Source organism: Streptococcus oralis, assembly GCF_001579025.1.
Lineage (GTDB): Bacteria > Bacillota > Bacilli > Lactobacillales > Streptococcaceae > Streptococcus > Streptococcus oralis_X.
Map to the genome: position 1 here is coordinate 743345 of NZ_KQ970235.1, position 11992 is coordinate 755336.

Here is an 11992-nt window from a genome sequence, read left to right on the forward strand (position 1 = left end):
TCCAGGCATCCCAACTCCTAGCACCAGGTGAACGCATTACACGAGACATTGTGGATTATATTCAATTTGCCAAAGAACGTGGTTGCTCCCTCCAAGGGACGGAAGATCCAGAAGTCAATCACATCAACGTCATTGAAAGAAAGGAGAACTAGATGGATTTATGGTTTTCTGAAGTTCATACTCCAGATGTGAAACTGTCCCTGAGAACAGCCAAGCAACTCTATGCTGGAAAAAGTGAGTGGCAGGATATTGAGGTATTAGATACACCAGCTTTTGGAAAGATATTGATCTTAAATGGGCATGTCTTGTTTTCAGATGCGGATGACTTTGTCTATAATGAAATGACGGTCCATGTTCCCATGGCTGTGCATCCCAATCCAAAGAAAGTATTGGTTATTGGTGGTGGTGACGGGGCGTTGCCCAAGTATTAACCCTCTATCCTGAACTGGAGCAAATCGATATTGTGGAACCAGATGAGATGTTGGTTGAGGTCTGTCGTGAGTATTTCCCAGACTTTGCTGCGGGGCTAGATGATCCTCGTGTTACCATTTACTACCAAAATGGTCTTCGCTTTTTGAGAAACTGTGAGGATGATTACGATATCATTATCAACGATGCGACAGATCCATTTGGACATACAGAAGGGCTTTTTACCAAGGAATTTTACGGTAACAGTTACAGAGCTCTCAAAGAAGACGGTATCATGATTTATCAGCATGGGAGTCCTTTTTTTGACGAAGATGAGTCAGCTTGCCGAAGCATGCACCGCAAGGTCAATCAAGCCTTTCCAATCAGCCGGGTCTATCAGGCTCATATCCCAACCAGTCCAGCTGGCTATTGGTTGTTTGGATTTGCATCGAAAAAATACCACCCTGTTAAAGATTTTGACAAGGAAGGCTGGAAAAAACGCCAGCTTTTCACGGAATACTATACTGCAAACTTACACGTTGGAGCCTTTATGCTACCCAAGTATGTAGAAGACATTTTAGAAGAAGAGGAAGGAAAAAAATGAGTCGTTTATTAGTTATTGGATGTGGGGGCGTTGCCCAAGTTGCTATTTCAAAGATTTGCCAAGATAGCGAAACCTTTACAGAGATTATGATTGCTAGCCGTACCAAGTCAAAATGTGATGACTTGAAGGCTAAACTGGAAGGTAAAACAAGTACAAAGATTGAGACAGCTGCCCTTGATGCTGATAATGTCGAAGAAGTCATTGCTTTGATTGAAAGCTATAAGCCAGAAGCCGTTTTGAACGTAGCTTTACCATACCAAGATTTAACCATTATGGACGCGTGTTTGGCGACGGGTGTCCACTATATTGACACCGCCAACTATGAGGCTGAGGATACAGAAGATCCTGAGTGGCGCGCTATCTATGAGAAACGTTGTAAGGAACTTGGTTTTACAGCCTACTTTGACTACTCATGGCAATGGGCTTATCAGGAAAAATTCAAAGAAGCAGGCTTGACCGCTCTGCTTGGATCTGGCTTTGACCCAGGTGTAACCAGTGTCTTTTCAGCTTATGCCCTCAAACACTATTTTGATGAAATCAACTATATCGATATTTTAGACTGTAATGGTGGGGACCACGGTTATCCATTTGCGACTAACTTTAACCCAGAAATCAACCTACGTGAGGTTTCTGCGCCAGGTTCTTACTGGGAAGATGGAAAATGGGTTGAGGTCGAAGCTATGTCTATCAAACGTGAGTATGATTTCCCTCAAGTTGGTCAAAAAGACATGTATCTCCTTCACCATGAAGAAATCGAATCATTAGCAAAGAATATTCCAGGAGTTAAACGTATTCGCTTCTTTATGACTTTTGGCCAATCTTATCTAACGCACATGAAATGCTTGGAAAACGTTGGGCTTCTTCGTACAGATGCTATTAATTTTAACGGACAAGAAATCGTTCCAATCCAATTCTTGAAAGCCTTGCTTCCAGATCCTGCAAGCCTTGGACCACGTACTGTTGGTAAAACAAATATCGGCTGTATCTTTACTGGTATCAAAGATGGCGTTGAAAAGACAATCTACATCTACAATGTTTGTGATCATCAGGAATGTTACGCAGAAGTTGGTTCACAAGCAATTTCTTACACAACAGGCGTTCCAGCCATGATTGGGACCAAATTAGTGATGAACGGAACTTGGAAACAACCTGGAGTTTACAACCTTGAAGAATTGGATCCAGATCCATTCATGGAAGTTTTGAATGAGTACGGCTTGCCTTGGGTTGTGGTTGAAAATCCACAAATGGTGGACTAATGAAATTAGAACAAGTACCAACACCAGCTTATGTCATAGACTTGGCAAAGTTAGAAGCCAACTGTCGCATTTTACAATATGTACAAGAAGAAGCTGGTTGCAAGGTTTTGCTTGCCCAGAAGGCGTATTCCCTCTATAAAACCTATCCCTTGATTAGCCAGTATTTATCGGGCACAACTGCAAGTGGTCTCTATGAAGCGAAGCTAGCTAGAGAAGAATTCCCGGGGGAAGTCCATGTCTTTGCTCCAGCTTTCAAGGATGCAGACTTGGAGGAATTGCTGGAGATATCGGACCATATCGTTTTTAACTCGGAGAGACAATTGCGTAAACATGGGGCTCGTTGCCGAGAGGCTGGTATCAGTGTCGGTTTGCGCCTCAATCCTCAGTGTTCAACTCAAGGAGATCACGCGCTCTACGATCCTTGTGCTCCTGGCTCCCGTTTTGGAGTTACCCTAGACAAGATACCGAGTGATTTGTTGGATTTAGTGGACGGACTTCATTTTCATACCCTTTGTGAGCAAGGTTCAGATGATTTAGAGACAACCTTGAAAGCAGTAGAAGCGCAGTTTGGACCCTATTTGCATCAAGTTAAATGGCTCAATATGGGTGGCGGACACCACATCACAAGAGAAGACTACGATGTGGATTTGCTGATTTCAGAAATCAAGCGTATCCGAGAAACTTACAATCTTGAAGTTTATATCGAGCCGGGTGAAGCTATTGCGCTCAATGCTGGTTATCTAGCAACGGAGGTATTGGATATTGTCGAAAACGGTATGGAGATTTTAGTTTTAGATGCCTCTGCGACCTGCCATATGCCAGATGTACTTGAAATGCCCTATCGTCCACCTTTGAGAAATGGCTTTGAGGCCAAAGAAAAAGCCCATACTTATAGACTTTCTTCCAATACCTGCCTGACGGGTGATGTGATTGGTGACTATAGCTTTGAAAATCCAATCCAAATCGGTGATAGACTTTATTTTGAAGACATGGCTATTTACTCATTTGTCAAAAATAATACCTTTAACGGTATTGGCTTGCCAAGTCTCTATCTCATGCACGAGCAAGGTGACTGCAACTTAGTCAAAACCTTCGGCTATCAAGACTTTAAAGGGAGATTATCATGATAGAAACTCCGAAAAAAGCAGGCTATCGTATGCCAGCAGAGTACGAACCCCATCATGGTACCCTCATGATATGGCCGACTCGACCAGGTTCATGGCCCTTTCAAGGAAAGGCAGCCCAAAAAGCATTTAGCCAGATTATCAAGACCATAGCAGAAGGGGAAACTGTTTATCTTTTGGTGGAGCAGGATTATCTATCTGAAGCCCAATCCTATCTAGGAGACAAGGTTGTTTATTTAGATATTCCCACCAATGATGCCTGGGCGCGTGATACAGGTCCGACCATTCTCGTCAATGATAAAAGAGAAAAGTTGGCTGTAGACTGGTCTTTCAATGCCTGGGGTGGTGCAGTCGATGGTCTTTATCAAGACTATGAAGCAGATGACCAAGTAGCCAGTCGTTTTGCTGAGGCCTTGGAAATGCCTGTTTATGATGCTAAACCTTTTGTACTGGAAGGAGGCGCGATCCATAGCGATGGTCAAGGAACCATTCTTGTGACTGAAAGTTGCTTACTTAGTCCTGGACGCAATCCCCACTTGACTAAAGAGGAAATCGAGAATACCTTATTAGAGAGCCTTGGAGCTGAAAAAGTTATTTGGCTTCCTTATGGTATTTATCAGGACGAAACCAATGAACACGTTGACAATGTTGCTGCCTTCGTTGGTCCTGCAGAGCTTGTTTTAGCTTGGACAGATGATCAAAACGATCCTCAGCATGCTATGTCTGCAGCCGACTTTGAGCTTTTAGAAAAGGAAACGGATGCAAAAGGTCGCCCTTTCACTATTCATAAGCTTCCTATCCCAGCTATTCGTCAGGTTGTCACTAAGGAGGATTTACCAGGTTATACCTATGAAGATGGGGAAGAGGAGCGTTATGAGGGGGAGCGTCTTGCAGCTTCCTATGTCAATTTCTATATTGCAAACAAGTCTGTCTTAGTGCCACAATTTCAGGATGTAAACGACCAAGTGGCCCTAGATATTCTCAGCAAGTGTTTCCCAGACCGTAAAGTTGTCGGAATACCAGCCAGAGATATTCTCTTAGGTGGTGGAAATATCCACTGTATTACCCAACAAATTCCAGAATAGGAGAAGAAGATGAGAAATGTAAGAGTTGCAGCGATCCAGATGCAATGTGCCAAGGATGTGGAAACCAATATCCAAACAGCGGAACGTTTAGTTCGCCAAGCTGCTGAGCAAGGAGCCCAAATCATTCTTTTACCGGAGTTGTTTGAACGTCCCTATTTCTGTCAGGAACGCCAGTATGACTACTACCAGTATGCCCAGTCGGTGACAGAAAATACAGCTATTCAGCATTTTAGGGTGATTGCTAAAGAACTGCAGGTTGTTTTACCAATCAGTTTCTATGAAAAAGATGGCAATGTCTTGTATAACTCTATTGCCGTCATTGATGCAGATGGTGAAGTGCTGGGTGTTTATCGGAAGACCCACATACCAGATGATCATTATTATCAAGAAAAATTTTACTTTACGCCTGGTAACACTGGTTTCAAGGTCTGGGATACTCGCTATGCTAAGATTGGGATTGGCATCTGTTGGGATCAATGGTTCCCTGAAACAGCGCGCTGTCTTGCATTGAATGGTGCTGAATTGCTCTTTTATCCAACCGCTATCGGTTCAGAGCCTATCTTAGATACAGACAGTTGTGGTCACTGGCAACGTACCATGCAAGGGCACGCAGCAGCAAATATTGTCCCAGTCATTGCAGCCAATCGTTACGGTTTGGAAGAAGTCACTCCTAGTGAGGAAAATGGCGGACAAAGTTCCAGTCTTGACTTCTATGGTTCCTCCTTTATGACGGATGAAACAGGAGCTATTCTAGAGAGAGCTGAAAGGCAAGGTGAGACTGTTCTGTTAGCAACTTATGACCTTGACAAGGGAGCAAGTGAACGCCTCAACTGGGGACTGTTTCGTGATAGAAGACCAGAAATGTATCAACGGATTACCGACTAGAAGGTAAATTTCATAATAAATTTTTGATATTCACGCCTGTCTTACAAAAATGTAAGATAGGCTTTTTAAATGTAAGATGGGTGTACGATTATACGCGGGAATGTATGCTATACTCTATGTAGATCAAAAAGAAAGAGGTTTATTATGAAAAAATGGAATGCGACACAGTTGAAGTATCTGATGGCGACAGTAATGGTTCTGGACCATATCCCTCATATCACCGGAATCGTTTCTCCTTTGTGGGAAGGTATCTTTCACGCCTTGACCCGTTGTGTGGGAGTTTGGTTTGCATATATGGCTATGGAAGGCTTCATCCATACTCGAAATTTGAAAAACTACCTCATCCGTCTTTGGAGTTGGGCGCTGATCATGTTTGCTGGAAATAGCCTACTCAACGCCCTATTTGCATCTAAAGGAGTAATGGTCAATAATAACATTTTCCTGACTTTGGCCATCGGTGTCACCATGCTTTGGCTTGGTTTTCCCAGAAAAGCGCTGGATAAAAAAGAGAAGTTGTGGCGTCGGATTGGGGTTGCAGGTCTCTTGATTGTCGGATGTCTTTTTACTGAGGGTGGTATCACCATGCTACCATTTCTCTTGATTAGTTACTCTTGTCGAAATCGCAAGGGCTTGCGAAATCTCCTCTATGCTTTTCTGTGGGCCTTCTTGTTAGTGACTTCCATCCAAATTTACGACACTTGGCACCAAACACTGGAAATGATGCTTTTCAATTCTGACTGGCTCTTTGTCACCGTCTTTCCTTTTATGGCCTTGTATAATGGACAGCGAGGAACGGAAACCAGTTGGAGTAAATATTTCTTTTATATTTTCTACCCAGCTCATTTATGGATTATAGCCTTGATTGCCTATTTGGTTAAGTAACAAAAAAGCAAATAACAGTAATTTCTGTCTATTTGCTTTTCTTTTTTATAAAATATACTTCTCAATGGCGCGTGCAACGCCTTCTTCTTCATTGCTGGCTGTAACGTCATTAGCAAGGAATTTGACATGGTCACTGGCATTTCCCATTGCAATGCCAAGTCCTGCAAACTGAAGCATTTCGATATCGTTATTGGCATCGCCCATGGCCATAATCTCTGAGGGCTCGATCTTCAAAATCGCTGCTAGTCGAGAAAGAGCAGTAGCCTTTGTCGTTCCAAGTGGCATGGCTTCATAAATGACAGGCTGCGAACGAACACCGCTAAATCGTTGACAGAGTTCCTCAGAAAACCGATGCTCAAAATCGTCTGTTTGCTCTTTGGTGCCCAAAAACATGCCTTGGAACATCCGATACTTGCCACTAGTCGCTTCCTCTAGTGAAATTTCAGTCAGGTCTGAAAAAACAAGTTTGGCATCATTCTGAACAATTTCATTAGGCTTGCCACCGAGGACAAAATAATGTTTCTCATCAAAAAGAGTCAACTGAACGTCGCTTTTTTCTGCTAGGTCATAGAGGTATTCAATGTCAGCTGGACTAAGTTCTTGCCAGTCAACTAGACTCCAGTCACTGGTCTGATGGGTTGAACAACCGTTATTGACGATGACATACTCATTCTGAAGGTCCAGTCCCAGTTTTTTGTAGTAAGGAAGAACACCGAAAAGCGGGCGACCTGTACAGAGAACCAGTTTGACACCTTTTTCAATGGCTTGGTGAATGGCACTGATGTGGGCTTGCGGGATTTCCTTGGCTTCATTAAGGAGGGTTCCGTCCATATCCAAGGCAAGTAGTTTAATCATAAGACTTCCTTTTCTAGGTGTTTTGCTTTTATTATAGCATATAGACTATGAAATGTCTGGCAGAATAGTAAAATTCGGCTTTCCTTTCCTTGAAAAAGAAAATAAAATCTTATATAATATGTATACTTAATATTTAAGGAGAAATAATGTCAAAGTATCACTTTAATTCAATTTACAAAAATGATGAAACAGAGTCTACAGGTCTTCTGTTCATCAAAGTCTACAACAAGTGGGAAAGCAACTTAAAAAGAGTCTTGAAATCAGTTGGTCTTACACTGCCTCAATTTATCGTTTTAACCTCGCTCTTGTTTTTGTCCAATAGAGAGGAATATGTAACTCAAGTTGATATTGCTCGGTTCACCGGTATGGATGTTATGACGGTTTCCCAGATTGTTAGGTTACTGGAGAAGAAAGACTACATTAGACGCGATCAACACCCAAAGGATAGTCGAGCAAAACTTATCTCAGTGACGAAGTCTGGCGCGGAGAAGGTCAATCAAGCTTTACCTTTAGTAGAAGAGGTTGATGAAGAATTTTTTGATAAACTTTCTGAAGATAGAGAAAGTTTTAATCGCATGTTAGTAGAGTTGGAGGATAAAAATGCCTAGATATTGGGTAGGAGTTGTTTCGAAGAACCATGTTTTAAGAGGAGTTGAAGGGAATTTTTGCCAGGTCTGTCATGGAAAGAGCGGTCCCTTAAATCGTATGAAAAAAGGTGACTATCTTTTATACTATAGTCCCAAATACGATATGAACAGTCAAGATAAATTACAGGCTTTTGTAGCCGTAGGTAAAATTATAGATGACAAAGCCTATCAAGTAGAGCAATTTGAAGGATTCTTTCCCTTTAGACGAAATGTTGAGTATTATCAACCAGTCAAAGATTGCTCCATAGAAATAGCCAGACAGCATCCTGAATGGAGAGACTATACTTCTCGACTTCGTTATGGGCATTTTGAAGTTTCCAAAGACTTTTTTCTCTATATCTTTCAGCATATGAAAGTGGATGATGAAGCATGATTGATTTGCTAATTAAATGATTGTCAACTAGAATTTTGGATTTGGACTGTGAAGCGAACTTTGCTATAATAGAATAAGAAACTTTGATAAACCAAACGAGGCTGAGATGAAATTACTTTATACTGATATTCGGACTTCTTTGACAGAAATCTTGACTAGAGAGGCGGAAGAGCTGGTTGCTGCAGGCAAGCGAGTCTTCTACATAGCACCCAACTCTCTTTCATTTGAAAAGGAACGTGCCGTGCTGGAATGCTTGTCCCAGCAGGCTTCTTTTGCGATTACCGTCACGCGCTTTGCTCAAATGGCTCGTTACCTGGTTTTAAATGACTTGCCGACCAAGACCAGTCTTGATGACATCGGACTTGGAATGGCCTTTTATAAATGCCTTGCTGAACTTGATCCCAAAGAGTTCCGAGTTTATGGTGCTATTAAACAAGACCCTCAATTTATCCAGCAGTTGATTGAACTTTATCACGAGATGACAACTGCTCAGATGAGCTTTTTGGACTTGGAAAGTTTGACTGATGAGGATAAGCGAGCAGACTTACTCTTGATTTTTGAGAAAGTAACAGCCTATCTCAATCAAGGTCAGTTGGCTCAGGGGAGTCAGTTGTCTCAATTGATTGAGGCTATTGAGAATGACAAGGTAAGCAATGATTTCAGTCGGATTGCCTTGGTTATTGATGGATTTACCCGTTTTTCTGCCGAGGAGGAGCGTGTAGTGGATCTGCTTCATCGAAAAGGTGCCGAGATTGTTATTGGGGCTTATGCAAGCAAGAAGGCTTATAGCAGTCCGTTCACTGAAGGGAATCTCTACCAAGCCAGTGTGGAATTTCTTCATCATTTGGGGGCAAAATACCAAACACCTGCTCAGGATCTTTCTCAGACACATGAGAAAATGGATAGTTTTGACAAGGCCTCTCGTTTGCTGGAGTCTTCTTATGACTTTTCAGAACTCGCTTTAGATGTCGATGAGAAGGACCGAGAAAACTTGCAAATCTGGTCTTGCTTGACGCAAAAAGAGGAGTTGGAGCTGGTGGCTCGCGCTATTCGTCAGAAATTACATGACCATCCAGAACTGAGTTACAAGAATTTCCGTATTCTGCTGGGGGATGTGGCTTCTTACCAGTTATCGCTGAAAACCATTTTTGACCAGTACCAGATTCCTTTCTATCTAGGTAGAAAGGAATCCATGGCCCATCATCCTTTGACTCAGTATGTCGAATCTATTTTGCGTTTGAAACGTTACCGTTTCCGTCAGGAGGATTTGATTAACCTTCTTAGAACAGGTTTATATACCGACCTTAGCCAAGCGGATATTGATGCTTTTGAGCAATATCTCCGCTATCTTGGCATCAATGGCTTGCCTTCTTTTCAGCAGACCTTTACCAAATCCCACCATGGAAAATTTGATTTAGAGCGTTTAAATTCTCTTCGTCTGCGAGTTTTGGCGCCACTTGAAACCTTATTTGCTAGTCGGAAGCAAAAGACTGAAAATCTCTTGCAAAAGTGGAATACTTTTCTAAAAAATGCTGCTTTAAGCAAGCAGATGCAAGAATTGACAGCTACTATGGAAACTCTAGAACAGGAAAGACAAGCCGAAGTTTGGAAAGCCTTCTGCCATGTTTTAGAACAATTTGCGACCGTTTTTGCAGGTTCACAAGTTAGTCTGGAGGATTTCCTAGCCTTGCTCCATTCTGGGATGAGTTTGTCTCAGTATCGCACCATTCCAGCAACTGTTGATACCGTTCTGGTGCAGAGTTATGATTTGATTGCCCCTCTGACCACTGACTTTGTCTATGCCATTGGACTGACTCAGGATCATTTGCCAAAAATCGCGCAAAACACCAGTTTGTTAACAGATGAAGAACGACAAAGCCTAAACCAAGCGACTGAAGATGGAGCGCAATTACTGATTGCAAGTAGTGAAAATCTCAAGAAAAATCGCTATACCATGCTTTCCTTAGTCAATGCTGCCCGTAAGCAGTTGGTGTTATCCTCTCCAAGTCTCCTCAATGAAAATGAGAGCAAGGAATCGGCCTATCTTCAGGAACTGGTGAGTTTTGGATTTAGCCGAATAGAGAAGAAGATTCATCAAAAAAGTCTGTCTAAGGATGATATGGGTTCATATCACAGCCTTTTGTCTAGTCTGGTTGCCTATCATCAGCAGGGCGAGACAAGTAATACTGAGCAAGATTTGACCTTTGTCAAGGTTCTGGCGCGTGTGATGGGGAAAAAACTTGACCAAAAAGGTCTTACAAATCCTGCACTCCCAACTAGCCCAAGCAGCAAGCCATTAGAGAAAGAGACCTTGCAGGCTCTCTATCCAGCTGACAAAGAGTTTTACCTGTCTACGTCTGGTTTGACAGAGTTTTACCGCAATGAATACAGTTATTTCCTCCGTTATGTCTTAGGTTTGCAGGAAGAATTGCGCCTGCGTCCAGATGCTCGCAGTCATGGGAATTTCTTGCACCGTATTTTGGAACGTGCCTTGAAACTACCTGCTGAAAATTCCTTTGATCAGCGTTTGGAACAAGCCATTAAGGAAACCAGCCAAGAACGCGAATTTGAAGCTATTTATCAAGAAAGTTTGGAAGCCCAATTTACCAAGGAAGTTCTACTTGATGTCGCGCGAACTACGGGCCACATCCTTCGTCATAATCCAGCCATTGAAACCATCCAAGAGGAAGCAACATTTGGTGGTAAAGATCAGGCCTTTATTCAATTGGATAATGGTCGGAGTGTCCATGTGCGAGGCAAGGTTGACCGTATTGACCGCCTGAAAGCTGATGGAGCACTGGGAGTGGTGGACTACAAGTCTAGTCTGACTCAGTTCCAGTTTCCTCATTTCTTTAATGGGCTTAATTCCCAACTGCCTACCTATCTTGCTGCCCTAAAAAGAGAAGGGGAGCAGGACTTTTTCGGAGCCATGTACTTGGAAATGGCTGAACCTGTCCAATCTCTGTTGACCGTTAAGAGTCTGGCAGGAGCAGTAGTAGAAGCCAGCAAATCAATGAAATACCAAGGACTCTTTTTAGAAAAAGAAAGCAGTCACTTGGGCGAATTTTACAACAAAAACAAGGCCAACCAGCTGACAGACGAGGAATTCCAGCTCTTATTGGACTACAATGCCCATCTTTACAAGAAGGCAGCTGAGAAGATTTTACAAGGCCAGTTCGCCATCAATCCCTATACCGAAAATGGCAGAAGCATTGCCCCATACGTTCAGCAACACCAAGCCATTACTGGATTTGAAGCTAATTACCATTTGGAACAAGCTCGTTTCCTAGAGAAGTTAGACTTAGCTGATGGTAAGCGCCTGGTCGGAGAAAAACTCAAGCAAGCTTGGTTTGAAAAAATGAGAGAGGAGTTGAATTGATGAAGCACATTTCCTTTTTAACTGAGGAAGAGATTCAAAAACTGCAAGAAGCAGAAACGAGTTCAAGCAAGGAACAGAAGAAAACAGCCGAGCAAATCGAAGCCATTTATACGGCAGGGCAAAATATCCTTGTTTCAGCGTCTGCTGGTTCAGGGAAGACCTTTGTCATGGCAGAGCGTATTCTGGATCAGTTAGCGCGTGGTGTGGAAATCAGCCAACTCTTTATCTCGACTTTTACAGTCAAGGCTGCTACTGAACTCAAAGAGCGCTTGGAGAAAAAAATCAGCCAACAAATCCAAGAAACCGATGATGTCGATCTCAAACAACACTTGGGACGCCAGTTGGCAGACCTGCCAAACGCTGCCATCGGAACCATGGACTCCTTCACGCAAAAATTCCTTGGCAAGCATGGCTATCTGATTGATATTGCACCGAACTTCCGTATTTTGCAAAATGAAAGTGAACAGTTAATCCTCAAAAATGAAGTTTTTCAT

Annotated in this window: 10 protein-coding genes and 2 pseudogenes; 11 read left to right on the top strand and 1 reads right to left on the bottom strand. The window is 42.6% G+C overall.

Features of this window, described 5'->3' with window-relative positions; translation table 11 throughout:
• From SORDD27_RS10535 to SORDD27_RS03575, 7 genes and pseudogenes are all read left to right on the top strand, one after another.
• Positions 1-152: pseudogene (locus SORDD27_RS10535) on the top strand (arginine decarboxylase); the annotation flags it as partial.
• A pseudogene (gene speE / locus SORDD27_RS03550) lies at positions 153-1012 on the top strand (polyamine aminopropyltransferase).
• The gene (locus SORDD27_RS03555) at positions 1009-2268 is read left to right on the top strand and encodes a saccharopine dehydrogenase family protein (protein WP_061427346.1); all 1260 of its coding nucleotides are present in this window, start codon (positions 1009-1011) and stop codon (positions 2266-2268) included. Before speE ends, SORDD27_RS03555 begins: the two are co-directional and overlap by 4 nt.
• Complete coding sequence (gene nspC, locus SORDD27_RS03560) at positions 2268-3395, top strand: carboxynorspermidine decarboxylase (RefSeq protein WP_061427348.1); 1128 nt, start codon at positions 2268-2270, stop codon at positions 3393-3395. The genes SORDD27_RS03555 and nspC overlap by 1 nt, the downstream gene beginning before the upstream one ends.
• Positions 3392-4477, top strand: a complete 1086-nt coding sequence (aguA, locus tag SORDD27_RS03565) for an agmatine deiminase (RefSeq protein WP_061427350.1) — start codon at positions 3392-3394, stop codon at positions 4475-4477. Before nspC ends, aguA begins: the two co-directional genes overlap by 4 nt.
• 9 nt (positions 4478-4486) lie before the next feature.
• Positions 4487-5362 (top strand): N-carbamoylputrescine amidase, encoded by an 876-nt coding sequence (gene aguB / locus SORDD27_RS03570; protein ID WP_061427352.1) that lies wholly within the window; start codon positions 4487-4489, stop codon positions 5360-5362.
• 144 nt (positions 5363-5506) lie between these two features.
• On the top strand, positions 5507-6244 hold the full coding sequence (locus SORDD27_RS03575) for a TraX family protein (RefSeq protein ID WP_061427354.1): 738 nt from the start codon (positions 5507-5509) through the stop codon (positions 6242-6244).
• 45 nt (positions 6245-6289) lie between these two features.
• Here the strand turns inward: SORDD27_RS03575 and SORDD27_RS03580 are convergent, their stop codons facing one another.
• Positions 6290-7099, bottom strand: coding sequence for a Cof-type HAD-IIB family hydrolase (locus SORDD27_RS03580; protein WP_061427356.1), 810 nt, complete (start codon positions 7097-7099; stop codon positions 6290-6292).
• 146 nt (positions 7100-7245) lie between these two features.
• Here SORDD27_RS03580 and SORDD27_RS03585 point away from each other — a divergent pair, with 146 nt between their 5' ends.
• The 4 genes from SORDD27_RS03585 to SORDD27_RS03600 form a co-directional block, all read left to right on the top strand.
• Positions 7246-7707 carry a MarR family winged helix-turn-helix transcriptional regulator gene (locus tag SORDD27_RS03585; protein ID WP_061427358.1) on the top strand — a complete coding sequence of 154 codons (462 nt, stop codon included), beginning with the start codon at positions 7246-7248 and terminating at the stop codon, positions 7705-7707.
• Entirely contained in the window at positions 7700-8119 is a 420-nt protein-coding gene (locus SORDD27_RS03590) for an EVE domain-containing protein (protein WP_061427360.1), read from the top strand. The genes SORDD27_RS03585 and SORDD27_RS03590 overlap by 8 nt, the downstream gene beginning before the upstream one ends.
• Positions 8120-8225: 106 nt before the next feature.
• Positions 8226-11498, top strand: coding sequence for an ATP-dependent nuclease subunit B (rexB, locus tag SORDD27_RS03595; protein ID WP_061427362.1), 3273 nt, complete (start codon positions 8226-8228; stop codon positions 11496-11498).
• On the top strand, positions 11498-11992 hold a 495-nt coding region (locus SORDD27_RS03600), incomplete at its 3' end, for a UvrD-helicase domain-containing protein (RefSeq protein ID WP_155718886.1). The genes rexB and SORDD27_RS03600, both read left to right, overlap by 1 nt.

Bases quoted from the DNA above. Each gene is read 5' to 3' on its own strand.
- SORDD27_RS03555 (WP_061427346.1), top strand. From the start codon at position 1,009: ATGAGTCGTTTATTAGTTATTGGATGTGGGGGCGTTGCCCAAGTTGCT.
- nspC (WP_061427348.1), top strand. From the start codon at position 2,268: ATGAAATTAGAACAAGTACCAACACCAGCTTATGTCATAGACTTGGCA.
- aguA (WP_061427350.1), top strand. From the start codon at position 3,392: ATGATAGAAACTCCGAAAAAAGCAGGCTATCGTATGCCAGCAGAGTAC.
- aguB (WP_061427352.1), top strand. From the start codon at position 4,487: ATGAGAAATGTAAGAGTTGCAGCGATCCAGATGCAATGTGCCAAGGAT.
- SORDD27_RS03575 (WP_061427354.1), top strand. From the start codon at position 5,507: ATGAAAAAATGGAATGCGACACAGTTGAAGTATCTGATGGCGACAGTA.
- SORDD27_RS03580 (WP_061427356.1), bottom strand. From the start codon at position 7,099: ATGATTAAACTACTTGCCTTGGATATGGACGGAACCCTCCTTAATGAA.
- SORDD27_RS03585 (WP_061427358.1), top strand. From the start codon at position 7,246: ATGTCAAAGTATCACTTTAATTCAATTTACAAAAATGATGAAACAGAG.
- SORDD27_RS03590 (WP_061427360.1), top strand. From the start codon at position 7,700: ATGCCTAGATATTGGGTAGGAGTTGTTTCGAAGAACCATGTTTTAAGA.
- rexB (WP_061427362.1), top strand. From the start codon at position 8,226: ATGAAATTACTTTATACTGATATTCGGACTTCTTTGACAGAAATCTTG.